Annotated in this window: 13 protein-coding genes; 9 read left to right on the forward strand and 4 right to left on the reverse strand. The window is 39.2% G+C overall.

Annotated features, from left to right (window positions below; all coding sequences use genetic code 11):
- Window positions 1-91: 91 nt before the first annotated feature.
- From ACRD64_RS15330 to ACRD64_RS15365, 8 genes are all read left to right on the forward strand, one after another.
- Window positions 92-703, forward strand: coding sequence for a TetR/AcrR family transcriptional regulator (locus tag ACRD64_RS15330; protein WP_430934328.1), 612 nt, complete (start codon window positions 92-94; stop codon window positions 701-703).
- Between the two features lie 4 nt (window positions 704-707).
- Window positions 708-1,967, forward strand: coding sequence for a TolC family protein (locus ACRD64_RS15335; RefSeq protein WP_430934329.1), 1,260 nt, complete (start codon window positions 708-710; stop codon window positions 1,965-1,967).
- A gap of 7 nt (window positions 1,968-1,974) precedes the next feature.
- Window positions 1,975-2,865 carry an HlyD family secretion protein gene (locus tag ACRD64_RS15340; RefSeq protein ID WP_430934330.1) on the forward strand — a complete coding sequence of 297 codons (891 nt, stop codon included), beginning with the start codon at window positions 1,975-1,977 and terminating at the stop codon, window positions 2,863-2,865.
- Window positions 2,862-3,764, forward strand: a complete 903-nt coding sequence (locus tag ACRD64_RS15345) for an ABC transporter ATP-binding protein (protein WP_430934331.1) — start codon at window positions 2,862-2,864, stop codon at window positions 3,762-3,764. Before ACRD64_RS15340 ends, ACRD64_RS15345 begins: the two co-directional genes overlap by 4 nt.
- Complete coding sequence (locus ACRD64_RS15350) at window positions 3,761-4,492, forward strand: ABC transporter ATP-binding protein (RefSeq protein ID WP_430934332.1); 732 nt, start codon at window positions 3,761-3,763, stop codon at window positions 4,490-4,492. The genes ACRD64_RS15345 and ACRD64_RS15350 overlap by 4 nt, the downstream gene beginning before the upstream one ends.
- The gene (locus ACRD64_RS15355; RefSeq protein WP_430934333.1) at window positions 4,489-5,595 is read left to right on the forward strand and encodes an ABC transporter permease; all 1,107 of its coding nucleotides are present in this window, start codon (window positions 4,489-4,491) and stop codon (window positions 5,593-5,595) included. Before ACRD64_RS15350 ends, ACRD64_RS15355 begins: the two co-directional genes overlap by 4 nt.
- A 1-nt stretch (window position 5,596) precedes the next feature.
- Complete coding sequence (locus ACRD64_RS15360; protein ID WP_430934334.1) at window positions 5,597-6,718, forward strand: ABC transporter permease; 1,122 nt, start codon at window positions 5,597-5,599, stop codon at window positions 6,716-6,718.
- A gap of 168 nt (window positions 6,719-6,886) precedes the next feature.
- Window positions 6,887-7,432, forward strand: coding sequence for a Pycsar system effector family protein (locus ACRD64_RS15365; protein WP_430934335.1), 546 nt, complete (start codon window positions 6,887-6,889; stop codon window positions 7,430-7,432).
- A 127-nt stretch (window positions 7,433-7,559) separates the two neighbouring features.
- On the opposite strand, the gene ACRD64_RS15370 is transcribed toward ACRD64_RS15365, so the two are convergent.
- Window positions 7,560-8,105 carry a ribonuclease HI gene (locus ACRD64_RS15370; RefSeq protein WP_430934336.1) on the reverse strand — a complete coding sequence of 182 codons (546 nt, stop codon included), beginning with the start codon at window positions 8,103-8,105 and terminating at the stop codon, window positions 7,560-7,562.
- A 37-nt stretch (window positions 8,106-8,142) separates the two neighbouring features.
- Between ACRD64_RS15370 and ACRD64_RS15375 the strand changes: the two genes are divergently transcribed.
- The gene (locus ACRD64_RS15375) at window positions 8,143-8,778 is read left to right on the forward strand and encodes a DUF6629 family protein (RefSeq protein ID WP_430934337.1); all 636 of its coding nucleotides are present in this window, start codon (window positions 8,143-8,145) and stop codon (window positions 8,776-8,778) included.
- Window positions 8,779-8,830: 52 nt separating this feature from the next.
- Here the strand turns inward: ACRD64_RS15375 and ACRD64_RS15380 are convergent, their stop codons facing one another.
- The 3 genes from ACRD64_RS15380 to ACRD64_RS15390 all read right to left on the reverse strand — a co-directional run bounded on the left by ACRD64_RS15380 (window position 8,831) and on the right by ACRD64_RS15390 (window position 12,988).
- A complete protein-coding gene (locus tag ACRD64_RS15380) occupies window positions 8,831-10,381 on the reverse strand; it encodes a sulfatase-like hydrolase/transferase (RefSeq protein WP_430934338.1) in 1,551 nt (516 codons plus the stop codon).
- Window positions 10,382-10,585: 204 nt separating this feature from the next.
- Window positions 10,586-11,974 carry a glycoside hydrolase family 28 protein gene (locus tag ACRD64_RS15385; protein ID WP_430934339.1) on the reverse strand — a complete coding sequence of 463 codons (1,389 nt, stop codon included), beginning with the start codon at window positions 11,972-11,974 and terminating at the stop codon, window positions 10,586-10,588.
- 93 nt (window positions 11,975-12,067) lie between these two features.
- The gene (locus tag ACRD64_RS15390; RefSeq protein WP_430934340.1) at window positions 12,068-12,988 is read right to left on the reverse strand and encodes an alpha/beta hydrolase; all 921 of its coding nucleotides are present in this window, start codon (window positions 12,986-12,988) and stop codon (window positions 12,068-12,070) included.
- Window positions 12,989-13,078 lie beyond the last annotated feature (90 nt).

Consider the following 13,078-nt stretch of genomic DNA (forward strand, 5'->3'; position numbering starts at 1 on the left):
GGAGGTAACATTTTGCAAGTTGTTGATGTTATAATTTTTTGTAACTTTATCAACCATATGGTTAAACCAATTAGTCGACACCAGCAATAAGATGACAAAACACAAAGACAATAAAACGGAAGAACGGATATTAAAAGCAGCACAACAAATATTCGAAGCTAAAGGAATGGATGGTGCCCGGATGCAGGAGATAGCGGATAAAGCAAGTATTAACAAAGCTATGCTGCATTATTATTACAGAAGCAAACAGCTTTTATTTGAAGCGGTATTTAAAAAGGCTTTTTCGCTTTTGGCTCCGCAACTAAACACCGTACTAAACGAGGATACCACTTTAGAGGAAAAAATAAAAAAATTCACCCATAACTATGTCAGTTTTTTTATCAAGCATCCTTATTTGCCCAATTTTATTATTCAGGAAATTAACCGAAACCCGATGTTTATTGAAAATATAAATAACAATTCGTCCTTATTTAACATCGATAAGTTTAAGGAGCAGGTGCACGAGGAAGTTGAAAATGGTTCAATACAACAAATTAGTGCCGAACAACTATTTATCAACATCTTGTCCTTAAATATATTCCCATTCATAGCATCACCCCTGATTAAGGCGTTTACAAATGCTGATGACAAGGATTATAGGTCGTTGTTGGAAGCTCGAAAGGATGAGGTGTCCGATTTCATAATCAATGCGATAAAAAAATAAACCCATGAAAACAATATATCTGTTTGGCATATTATTTTTAACCACGAATTTAGGATATTCCCAAAACATCATTAGTTTAAACGAATGTTATGAGGGTTTAAAGGCAAACTACCCTCTTGTTAAGCAACGTTCTATTGTACAACAACAAAAAGAGGTTGAGCTTTCGGTTATTAAGGCGAAGACCCTGCCTCAGCTTAATCTTAGTGCCCAGGCAACCTATCAGAGTGATGTTACCGAAGTTCCGTTGCCCAATATTGATTTAGTGCCTCTGAACAATGATCAATATCGGGCCACCCTTACAGCCAACCAGCTCATATACAATGGCGGAAAAATAAAGGCATCAAAAAGTCTACAAAATATTAGTGCCGACAGGAAACTCCAAGAGGTTGAAGTAAACCTGTATCCACTAAAACAACGGGTCAATCTACTTTATTTTTCAATACTGCTGACTGATGACCAATCTAAATTGCTCAATGTGAGAAAACAGCAATTAAAAAGTAAATTAAAGGAGGTGAGGTCCGGGATAAAAAACGGTGTTTTGAAACCTACTTCAGATTTAGTTATTGAAGCTGAATTGTTGAAAATTTTGCAACAAACCAAAGAAGTTACCAACAACAAGTCAAAGCTAATTTCATCTTTATCATCATTAACCGGGATTTCCCTTGGCCTGCAGACGGAATTTGAAGAACCCCTGATAACATTGATTGATGACCAAGCGCTAAGCAGACCTGAATTAGGCTTGTTCAGCTTGCAAAAACAAGAGGTGGAACAACACCAAAATATACTCTCCAAATCATTAGCGCCCGAGCTTAAAGGATTTGCAACCGGAGGCTACGGAAATCCGGGACTGAATATGTTGGAAAATGATTTTAAGTCGTATTACATTGTTGGCTTAAAGTTAAACTGGAACCTATTTGACTGGAACGGCAATAAGAAACAAAGACTAGCACTGGATTATTCAAAAGAATTGATAAACAACCAGGAAGAAGTTTTCAGACTGAACACGAACACAGCTTTGGATGAGCAACAAAAGGAAATAGAAACCCTGGAAAGCACGGTTGCTATCGACCAACAGCTTATCTCCTTACAGGAAAAAGTAGTTAACTCCTTCGAATCTCAATTGAAGAACGGCGTTATTACAACATCCGAATACATCACTGAGCTTACCAAACTATACGAAACAGAAAATTTGTTCAATCAACATAAAACAAAGTTGGAATTAGCCAAAGCAAATTACAATACCTTAAAAGGCAATACTAAATAAAAATACAATGAAACTAAACACACTACTTTTTATACTTGTTGCCACGCTTTTTTCGGCTTGCAGCAAGAAAGGAAATAAAGCTGACGGCTACGGAAATTTTGAAGCTACCGAAATAACCGTATCGGCCGAAAACACCGGAAAACTAATCGTGTTTAATATTGATGAGGGCTCCGTGATAGAGCAAAATGAACGTATTGGCTATATAGATACTATTCCGCTTCATTTAAAAAAAGAACAGCTTCTGGTACAAAAAGATGTGACATATGCCAAGTCTAAAGGTGTTTTGTCACAGATAGATGTGTTACAAGCAAAACTGACAACCGCCAGTACCAATAAAACAAGAATTGAAAATTTAATAAAAGACCATGCCGGAACACAAAAGCAGCTGGATGATGTAGATGGTGAAATAGCGGTTTTAAAAAACAGTATCCGCAGCATTGAAATACAAAATGCACCCTTTGTTAACGAAATTAAAGGCATCGGTGTACAGCTGCAACAACTCAACGACCAGATTGCAAAGAGCATAATACTCAACCCAATAAAAGGCACGGTGCTGTCAAAATACGCTGAACCCAATGAAATTGTAACTTTCGGTAAACCGTTATATAAAATTGCCGACTTATCGACCATGGAACTGCGTGTTTATGTTAGCGAAACCCAATTGGCAAGTGTCACCATAGGCAAAAAGGTAAGCGTTAAAATAGATGACCGGGATGGAATGAAATCGTACGACGGCAAAATTAGCTGGATAGCTTCGGAAGCCGAGTTTACACCTAAGATTATTCAAACCAAAGAAGAGCGAGTAGCCCTGGTGTATGCGGTAAAGGTGCAAGTAAAAAATGATGGCAGTCTTAAAATAGGAATGCCGGCCGAAATGTGGTTAAACAATCTGCAATGAGTATTTCTGTCTCCAACATATCGAAATCCTATGGTAAGGTAACCGCATTGTCAAAAATTTCTTTTGAGGTAAAACCCGGTGAACTATTTGGGCTGATAGGACCGGATGGTGCTGGTAAAACCACCTTGTTCCGCATACTTACAACACTGTTGATAGCTGATAAAGGACAGGCCACTGTAGCAGGTTACGATGTGCTTAACGATTACAAATCAATCAGGAACAGTGTAGGATATATGCCGGGCCGTTTTTCTCTTTATCAAGACCTAACGGTAGAGGAAAACCTGAATTTTTTCGCTACTATCTTTGGCACTACCATCAAAGATAACTATGATTTGGTAAAGGATATCTACGTGCAAATTGAACCTTTTAAAAATCGCAGAGCAGGCAAACTCTCCGGCGGAATGAAACAAAAACTCGCCTTAAGTTGTGCCTTGATACACAAACCTAAAGTGTTGTTCCTGGATGAACCCACTACGGGAGTCGACCCTGTATCGAGAAAAGAATTTTGGGAAATGCTCAAACGCCTTCAAACAAAAGGTATTACAATCCTGGTTTCCACACCATACATGGATGAGGCTGCGTTATGCGACCGCATAGCTTTAATTCAAGATGGCAACATACTTGAAATAGATTCCCCGAAAACTATCATAAACCATTTCCCAAAGCCTATTTATAATATCAGTGCCCATAATATGCATCGTCTCATCGTGAGTTTAACAAATTACGAACACACCTATAGCGTATACCCTTTTGGTGAATTCGTGCATTATACCGATACACGTGAAATACTTGACGAAGTAAGTTTAAGAGACTATTTAGCACAACAGCAACTTTCAGATATACACATTGAAAAAACCAGTCCAACCATAGAGGACACTTTTATGGAATTAGCCAGATGATGAAAAACAACTATGTTATACAAGTAGAAGATTTGAGCAAGTTATTTGGTGACTTCGTGGCTGTGAACCGGATCAGTTTTCAGGTAAACGCAGGAGAGATTTTTGGCTTTTTGGGCGCAAATGGAGCTGGAAAAACCACTGCCATGAAAATGCTTATAGGCATATCTTCCCCTACCTCGGGAAAAGCAACCGTGGCTGGTTTTGATGTGTACAAAGAAGCCGAATCCATCAAAAAAAATATCGGTTATATGAGCCAAAAGTTTGCCTTATATGATGACTTGACCGTAAAGGAGAACATTACCTTTTTTGGAGGTATTTATGGATTGTCGAAAAAACAAATAGACCAAAAACGTTGCGAACTCGTGGAGGAATTGGGACTCCAGGATGTCACCAACAGTCTGGTGGCCTCATTGCCACTGGGATGGAAACAAAAGTTGGCATTTTCGGTTTCCTTGCTGCACGACCCGAAAATTGTTTTTTTGGATGAGCCCACAGGAGGCGTAGATCCTATTACCCGTCGCCAGTTTTGGGAAATGATCTATAAGGCAGCCCATAACGGAACCACAATTTTTGTCACTACCCACTATATGGATGAGGCTGAATATTGCGATCGTGTTTCCATCATGGTCAATGGCAAAATTGAAGCGCTGGATACCCCGAAAAAACTAAAGGAACATTATAAAACAGACACCATGAACGATGTGTTTTTAAAATTGGCCCGAGGATGAAAAGATTTGTAGGTTTTGTGAGAAAAGAGTTTTATCACATATTTCGCGATAAACGCTCTTTATTTATATTATTTGGAATGCCAATAGCACAAATATTATTGTTTGGCTTTGCCATTACCAACGAAATCAATAACGTAGATATTGCTATTCTTGACCAGTCCCATGATGCAACTACCAGAGAAATTATCCATAAAATATCGGCATCAAAACATTTTACCATTGCAGATATTATTCAGCAGGAGTCATCCATCGAATCTATATTCAAAAAAGGTAAAGTAAAAGCAGTTCTTCAATTTGAAAACGACTTTGGTAACAAAATCATCAAAGATAAACAGGCAACGGTACAAGTGCTTGCCGACGCCACAGATCCTAATATGGCCAGTACCATTAGCAATTACATTTCATCTATACTTAAAAATTATCAACAGGAATTAAACAAAGGTGTTTCCGTTGATTACCAGATTGTTCCCCAGAGCAGAATGGTTTATAATGCCGAGCTGAAAAGTGTTTATATGTTTGTTCCCGGTGTAATGACTGTTATTTTGATGTTGGTATCGGCAATGATGACCTCTATATCCATTACCCGCGAAAAAGAACAAGGCACAATGGAAATTTTATTGGTTTCGCCCTTAAAACCATTTCAGGTTATTATAGGAAAAGTGTTTCCCTATATCTTTCTATCCGTTATCAATGCTGTTGTAATAGTCGTGTTGAGCATTTTCGTTTTTAATGTGCCGGTAAATGGCAGCTTATTCTTGCTAGGGATTGAAAGCATATTGTTCATCGTCACATCACTGGCTTTAGGAATACTAATCTCAACCATATCGGCAACACAGCAAACCGCTATGATGATTTCACTAATGGGCTTGATGCTGCCCACCATTTTACTTTCCGGGTTTATTTTCCCGATTAGCAGTATGCCTGTGCCGCTTCAGGTTATCAGCAACATCATACCTGCAAAGTGGTTTATCATTATTGTAAAAGGTATAATGCTAAAAGGCATAGGGATAGGTTATATTCTAAAAGAAACCTTGATCCTACTGTTGATGACCTTACTGTTTGTAGGGGTAAGTGTAAAAAAATATAAAATTAGATTGGAGTAATATGAAAGTAATACTGAACATCATAAAAAAGGAGTTTAAGCAAATCTTCAGAAACAAGGGTATGCTTCCCATCATCTTTGTTTTGCCTGTACTACAATTGGTCATTTTATCCAATGCGGCTACTTACGAAATAAAAAATATAATATTTGGCTATGTGGATGCCGATAACAGCAGCATATCCAGAGGGTTGATAGAACAATTTGAAGCCTCGATTTATTTTAACGTTTCCAACAGGTTTTCTTCCGAAAAAGAAGCTTCCATGGCGATGCAGGATGGAACAATTGATGCGTATTTAAATATACCTACCCATTTTGAACGAGATCTACAAAAAAACAAGACCAACGACATCGGCGTGTTTATTGATGCCATTGATGGTTCGGCAGCAGGTGTTATAAATGTATATGTCACGCAAATAATACAGCGCTACAACAGAAATATAGGAACGGATTTGATACAGGTCTCTGATAGAGGTGAAAAACCAAACAGCATAGAAAGTATTCCATTGTTTTGGTACAACAACACCTTAAACTACAAAACCTTCATGGTGCCGGGTATCCTGGTATTGCTCGTCACCATGATTACCCTGTTTTTATCCGGAATGAACATTGTCAGGGAAAAAGAAATAGGAACATTGGAACAGATCAATGTAACACCCATAAAAAAACATCACTTTATTATAGGTAAGCTCTTTCCTTTTTGGGTGCTGGGTATGGGGCTGTTAACCATTGGCTTGATCCTTGCCAAAGTTATATTCAACACACCAATACTGGGCAATTTGGTGCTGCTCTATGCCTATACATCGGTTTATATATTAGTGATTTTAGGCATGGGTCTGTTTATCTCCAACTATACGGACACACAGCAACAAGCCATGTTCATTGCCTGGTTTTTTGTGGTGATATTTATATTGATGAGCGGTTTATTTACTCCTATTGAGAGTATGCCTAAATGGGCACAAGTTGTTACAGAGTTTAATCCCATTAAATACTTTGTAGAAATCATACGGATGGTAATGCTCAAAGGTTCCGGCTTTGCTGACATTTTTCCATTGGCCATAAAAACACTGTCTTACGCTATTGTAATGAGTGGCTTGGCGGTTTGGAGTTATAGAAAAACAACTTAAGTAAAAACAGCATAGTTACCAAAGATCGTTTTTATAGAACTGATATTTTTCTTACCACAAAACTTTACGACAACGATATCATGTGACAAGAGCTAAAATTTATAGCCATTAAAATGTTGAAATACAATAAGTAAGTTATAAAACTTTGACAACAAAACACTGATACCCATGAAAAAAAAAGCCATGAACGAAAAGCTGCATAAGTACGACTCCCGTGGGATTCAAACACTATTTAGAACCGTCAGCAAAAACCATTATAACCTGTTGAAAATGGTTGACAATAAAGCAAGAATTGTGCTTACCGTAAATTCCATTATTACCTCTCTACTTTTCGGAATTCAAATCCTGAACCTGGAGGCTCATATTACAGAACACAGTATTTCTTTGAAAATATTGGTGATTTGCAGCATGCTGTCCATGGTTTTCGCCATTGCGAGTATGTTGCCGCACAGGTACATAGGAAAGAGCTTCAGGAAAAGCGGCTATAAAGGAACTCTATATGCAGAAAATTTCTCCAAACAAAGCTTGACAGAATTTAGAAACGAGTTTAATAGAATTATGAGTACGGGTGAAAGAGTATATGATGAATTAATTACAGACCTTTATTTTTTGGGCAAGATCATTACTATAAAACAAAGAATATTATTGTTATCGGTTATCATATTTATGGTTGGGCTACTATCTACCATATTAATTACCCTGTTGTCCATTTAAGTTCTATTTTAGACCAGGCTCAAGAGGATACAAAACTGACACCTCGTATTATACTAATGCGAGGGATTGATTAAAAATGTTAAAGGATCGGAGAACATTCTTCCAAGCTTTTTCCTATTCTCTTTATTTATAGCCTATTCTCCCTAAGCGCTTTTCTAGAGGTTCTGTCAACTAAAGTAAAGAGTTTATCTATCTCAGTTTTGGCATTTTCGGTCTTATGTCCTTTGATTTTAATGAAATCACAATCCAGCACATCGGTAATGCTGTAAAATTCCTGGTATAAATCGTGGTTTTTAATGAGTTCACCTTTCTTATTGAGGTAATTGTTTCGTTCCAAACGTTGGCGTCGTCCCGGTAGTCCGATTATATTTTGAGAGTCGGTGTAAATAATGACTTTAGCACCTTCTGGTTCTATTTCGGTCAAGGCCCATAAAAGGGTTTGAAGTTCCAGTTTTGTTGAAGAAGTGTTTTCGAAGCGTCTTACGTTTACATGCTCTTTTAATGTATTCAAACAGGTATATGGTTGATATATTGCAAGATAAGCACCGTAGCCAATGTGCGATTGCGGATGGTAGCTTCCATCGGTAAGTAGTATTATTTCATCCATAAATAATTGTATGGATGCGAATATAAAAAGTTCAAACCATACTTTTCTTATTTTATGTTGAATCATAGAATTCTTTCTGTATTTTAAGGGGAAATTTTAAACGATGTGTTTTTCAGCTGAGGTAAGTTTTGGCGCCAGTGCAGTTATTTCCACGGTAGGGGTAATAGCCATTAAAAAAAGCACTAAAAAGGAGCAACTTTTTTTTGCTATGATTCCTTTGTTGTTTGGCGTTCAGCAATTCTTTGAAGGATGTTTGTGGCTTGCTTTACAGCATCCTGAATATAGATACTGGGAGTCTCCGGCAACTTTTGGATTTCTCATATTTGCGCAACTTATTTGGCCGGTTTGGGTTCCGCTATCCACCTTGCTAATAGAGAAAAATAAACGAAGAAAACAATTGATAGCTGGCTCGTTGTCCCTGGGGATAGCCCTGTTTTTATTGTTGGGATATAGAATGGTGGCTTACGATGTTACTGCACAAATAGACCAACAGCATATATTTTATACCGTTGGCCATTTTAAAAGCACCAACTGGTGGAGCGGAATTTTTTATCTGTTACCGGCGGCTTTTCCGTTTGTCTTCTCAAGCAACAGGCAAATCAATTATATGGGGATGTTGATGTTGTTGTTCTTTGTGGTTTCAAAAGTATTTTACCTAAAATATATGATTTCTGTTTGGTGTTTGTTTGCCGCCATATTGAGTTTGTATATCTTTATTATTCTTAAAAGAAATGAATGATAACGCACGTGGTGACCATTGGCAAGACACAGGTAGTCACCACGTATGTTCATTACCGGTAATCCCAGAAGTCGAACTGCTCTCCTGTATTGGCATTATCATCTCCCAGTTTAACCGCTTTTTCCTTCATTTCTTTTTGCATGCTTTTTACCAGGTCAAAGTATTGGGGCAGGAAGGCCAGGTTGGTGGTTTCCCATGGATCGTTCTTAATATTAAACAACAAAGTGGTTCTTGAACCTCTAGTTAGTTCTCCCAATTTCCAGTCTTTATCCGGAGCCTTAACAAATTCCAACAATTTGTAATCACCTTTTCTGTAAGCCCGTTGGTGTTGCCGGTAAGCATGATAGGTAAAATCACGCACTTGTTCTTGTTCGCCATTGATGACAGGCAATAAACTCTTTCCGGTTACTGAGGCTGGTTTTTTAATTTTGGCCAGGTCGCAAACCGTAGGGAAGATGTCGTGGATATAACAATAGGCATCCAGTCGAACTCCTTCTTGCTTAACAGCTCCACCTGAAATAATTAAGGGCACATGAACGCCGTCTTCATCATAAACGTTCTGTTTGCCCAACAAGCCATGGTTTCCAACACCTAAACCACTATCGCCTGCAAGAACAATAATCGTATTGTCGTACTGTCCAGATGCTTTAAGCGCTAATATTACTTTACCTATTTGAGCATCTAAATGTGTGATAATGGCATAGTAATCCGATAAGTGTTTTCTGGCTACTTCAGGTGTTCGAGGCCAGGGGCCCAGTTCTTCGTCGCGCAAAAACAAATGTCCGTTATCAAAAGGATGTTGTGGCATATAGGATGGGGTAAGCGTAATATCCTTTTCGGGATACATATCTTTGTACTTTTGCGGGGCCTGGCGAGGGTCGTGCGGTGCATGAAATGCCAGGTACATAAAATAAGGCGCTTTCTCATCGTACTCCTGGATAAACTTAATGGCATTTCGGGCGAAAATCTCAGAAGTATGCGGACCGTCTTTTTCAGTTCCTGTTGGTCCTCTTTTATCGTTTTTTAAATCAATGAGCCTTTTCACTTCGTTGCCGTTCTCGTCATACTCCAATAGCCAACCCTCTGTTTTCTTGTAATTACCATCCTTTTTCCAGTCCCACAGCGGCATTCTCCAATGATCGACCAGATAAACACCACGGCTCATCACACAGTCCCCGTCATCAAAAGAACGTGCTAAAGATGGATTATCCTGATGCCATTTACCCACCATATGGGTGGTATACCCTGCGTTACCAAAAGCTTCTCCAATGGTAGTGTGCTCTTTAGGAATACTCTTTCCGACACCATCTAACTTGAATAGTTGACGACCTGTTAAAAGCATAGCTCTACTTGGAACGCATGTTGCTCCTGTAAAAGCTCCCATCAGATAAGCGTTGGTAAATACTATACCTGAGTGAGCAAGCTGATCCATATTGGGCGTCCGCACAGCCTGACCACCCAGAGCATGTATTCCGGTATAACGATGGTCATCGGTATAAATGACCAGTACGTTTGGTTTCTTTGCTTTTTTAGCAAAAGTGTTAAATGTAATAGAGCAGAGTAGCAATGCGAAGCTCCATTTTAGTAGATGTTTTATTTTCATATTAATTTACTTAGCTTGTTTATAAATCATTGTCAGTTTATTGTTAATGTGGCACTTAGTTTTTGGGTGTTGTATTCAGATCTCACCGCTTACAATTCATTGCTCTCTGCGCTCAGCACTGCAGTGTAGCTGTCGTCAGTAAACGGGTTACTTCCTGCTTTTCCATTCTCCGGTCTCCAATTTCTGATTTCCGGTCTGCGTTATCTAATGCGTGATCTCTTCAACTACGTCGTCTAGGATGATACGTTCTCTTTTATCTTCCGAGGTATAGGAGAAATTCAATGCATGTGTTTCGAGTTTTTCGATATGACGGGCAAACATGCTGCCGGCAGGAAGAACGCCAAAAAAGCTAAATTCAGGATAGCGGGTTTCATCTTCAGCTACTACGTTTGTGCTCATTTCTGCAGTTCCATGTCCGGGTAACATGATGTCGATATTATGAAGTGTGACTTTTCCGATGCGATGATTGGTCGTTCCGGTCATTAAAATTCCTGTAGGCGGGTTTATGCGACAGTTGGCTGTATCTCTTATGGTGGCGATCACATTATTGATGACGATATTATCGATAGATCCCACTTTTTGCTTCGGAGCATTGCGATAGGTTCGCAAACGTTCGCCCAATCGAATAAAAATGGGCATCTCCACATTTTCCATGGTGATGTTACTAATGGTAATGCTGTCGATATTGGCACCATCCATACTAAGTATTTTAATGCCTCCTCCCCGGGTATCATGGATGGTACAATTATCAATGGTAATGTTTTTAAAATCTCCCATGGATTCCGTACCGAATTTGATGGTGCCCCAATCGCTTTTCAGGACGCAATGACTCACAATTACATCCCGGGTAGGCATGGGAGAGGTACTTTTGATACAAACTGCATCGTCGCCACTGTCTATGTTGCAATTGCGGATAATGGCATCCCTACTCGAATCTAAATCTATTCCATCGTTGTTTTTATGGGCATGCGAATAGATGTCTATGCCATCTACCAAAATTCCTTCGCACTGAAAAATGTGCAAAGTCCAGGCGGCTGGATGTCTTAACCGCACGCCTTCAACTTTTATGTTTTTTGATTTTACCAAACGAATTAGGAATGGACGGTTGTTTGCAAAGTCTTGTAGTTGACTCTTGTCAACGCCAATTTCTGTCATGGTTTTTAAGAGTTCGGGCCGCTTAAAAAGCTGACCTCTTCCTACAATAGTTCCCTCCCCGGTAATAGCAATATTGCTGGCATTTTCGGCTCCCACTAAACATTTTCCTCTGACTTGGTTGACCGCATCGGTAAATGGATCGATAGTGATGTAATCCTTGGGGTTCTTGCTACCAATTAACTGTGCTCCTTTTTCAAGATGAAGGGTAACATTATCTTTTAAAAGAACAGTTCCCGAAATAAATGCTCCGGCAGGTATTACAACAGTTCCACCTCCGGCAGCATTACAATCGTCAATCGCATTTTGAATAGCGGTGCTGTTTAAGGTAAGGCTATCTGCTGCTGCGCCATAATTGAGTATGTTGGCCACCTTAGGTTGAGGTTGACAAGAGTAAAGGAATATCCAAAGGGTAACACCCAGGTAAATTAAATTTTTCATTTGTTATGTTTTATCTCAGGTTTCTGTAAAATTTTTCGTAGCGTTTGGGAGAGGTTAAGATGTTGAATATAAAATCTGCAAGTCTATTATAATTTACCTCATTGTCTGTTTTTCCAGCCACTCCTCAGCTAATTTAGTCCAGTCTGGTGCAGCAATGCGGCTTTTTCCTAGTCCATATCCATGACCGCCAGTAGGGTATATATGCATGGTGGCAGATACTTTGTGTTTTACCAAAGCCTGATACATCCTTATTGAGTTTTCTACAGGCACAGCTTTATCATCGCCAGAATGTAAAATAAAAGTAGGCGGTGTTTTTTCGCATACTTGTAACTCACTGGAGAATTCAGTAACCAATTCGTCGGATGGGTTTTCTCCAAGCAGATGCTTTCTGGAACCATAGTGAGTAATAACTTTTTGCATACTGATAACAGGATAAATCAACATCATAAAATCGGGACGGATCATTTCGTTATCCATATCGTCCTTGCTTTTGTAATAGGCTCGTTCGAAGTGCGTTCCCAAGGCAGAGGCCAGGTGTCCACCGGCAGAAAACCCCATCACACCTACTTTGTTTTTGTCGATGTTGAATTTCTCTGCGTAATGACGAATGTATCTCATCGCGCGTTGCGCATCTTGCAATGGGGCTTTATGCGAGGTAATTACCGATTCGGCTTGTGGCATACGATATTTTAAAACGAATGCAGCAATACCCCTGCCGTTTAACCATTTGGCAACATCGGTTCCTTCCCAATCGTACGAAACCCCGCCATATCCCCCGCCCGGGCATATTAATACAGCCATTCCATTGGCACTTTGTTTCGACGGTAAAAGGACCTCAATGGTGGGTGCCTGCACGTTTGTTATAAAAATAATATCACGTTTGGGGATAAACGCTTTCCCTTTCGATTTTTGGTGGTTAGGTATTTTTCCTTTCTCCCAAAGAGGAACAGGTTGGGCGGAAATATTAACTGTGAAAAAAGATATGAATAAAATTAATGTAAGTACTTTTTGCATGTTTTTTTATTTTTTTACCCCAGAGTACGCAAAGGATAGCGCAACGAAAGCTATGCTATCTTACGGTTTTAGCGATTCGTGGCGGGTTTT

The sequence above is a fragment of the Saccharicrinis sp. 156 genome (genome assembly GCF_050589685.1).
Taxonomy (GTDB): Bacteria; Bacteroidota; Bacteroidia; order Bacteroidales; family Marinilabiliaceae; genus Saccharicrinis.

Excerpts from the sequence above, each read along its gene's own strand:
- ACRD64_RS15330 (WP_430934328.1), top strand. The coding sequence starts at position 92 with ATGACAAAACACAAAGACAATAAAACGGAAGAACGGATATTAAAAGCA.
- ACRD64_RS15335 (WP_430934329.1), top strand. The coding sequence starts at position 708 with ATGAAAACAATATATCTGTTTGGCATATTATTTTTAACCACGAATTTA.
- ACRD64_RS15340 (WP_430934330.1), top strand. The coding sequence starts at position 1,975 with ATGAAACTAAACACACTACTTTTTATACTTGTTGCCACGCTTTTTTCG.
- ACRD64_RS15345 (WP_430934331.1), top strand. The coding sequence starts at position 2,862 with ATGAGTATTTCTGTCTCCAACATATCGAAATCCTATGGTAAGGTAACC.
- ACRD64_RS15350 (WP_430934332.1), top strand. The coding sequence starts at position 3,761 with ATGATGAAAAACAACTATGTTATACAAGTAGAAGATTTGAGCAAGTTA.
- ACRD64_RS15355 (WP_430934333.1), top strand. The coding sequence starts at position 4,489 with ATGAAAAGATTTGTAGGTTTTGTGAGAAAAGAGTTTTATCACATATTT.
- ACRD64_RS15360 (WP_430934334.1), top strand. The coding sequence starts at position 5,597 with ATGAAAGTAATACTGAACATCATAAAAAAGGAGTTTAAGCAAATCTTC.
- ACRD64_RS15365 (WP_430934335.1), top strand. The coding sequence starts at position 6,887 with ATGAAAAAAAAAGCCATGAACGAAAAGCTGCATAAGTACGACTCCCGT.
- ACRD64_RS15370 (WP_430934336.1), bottom strand. The coding sequence starts at position 8,105 with ATGATTCAACATAAAATAAGAAAAGTATGGTTTGAACTTTTTATATTC.
- ACRD64_RS15375 (WP_430934337.1), top strand. The coding sequence starts at position 8,143 with ATGTGTTTTTCAGCTGAGGTAAGTTTTGGCGCCAGTGCAGTTATTTCC.
- ACRD64_RS15380 (WP_430934338.1), bottom strand. The coding sequence starts at position 10,381 with ATGAAAATAAAACATCTACTAAAATGGAGCTTCGCATTGCTACTCTGC.
- ACRD64_RS15385 (WP_430934339.1), bottom strand. The coding sequence starts at position 11,974 with ATGAAAAATTTAATTTACCTGGGTGTTACCCTTTGGATATTCCTTTAC.
- ACRD64_RS15390 (WP_430934340.1), bottom strand. The coding sequence starts at position 12,988 with ATGCAAAAAGTACTTACATTAATTTTATTCATATCTTTTTTCACAGTT.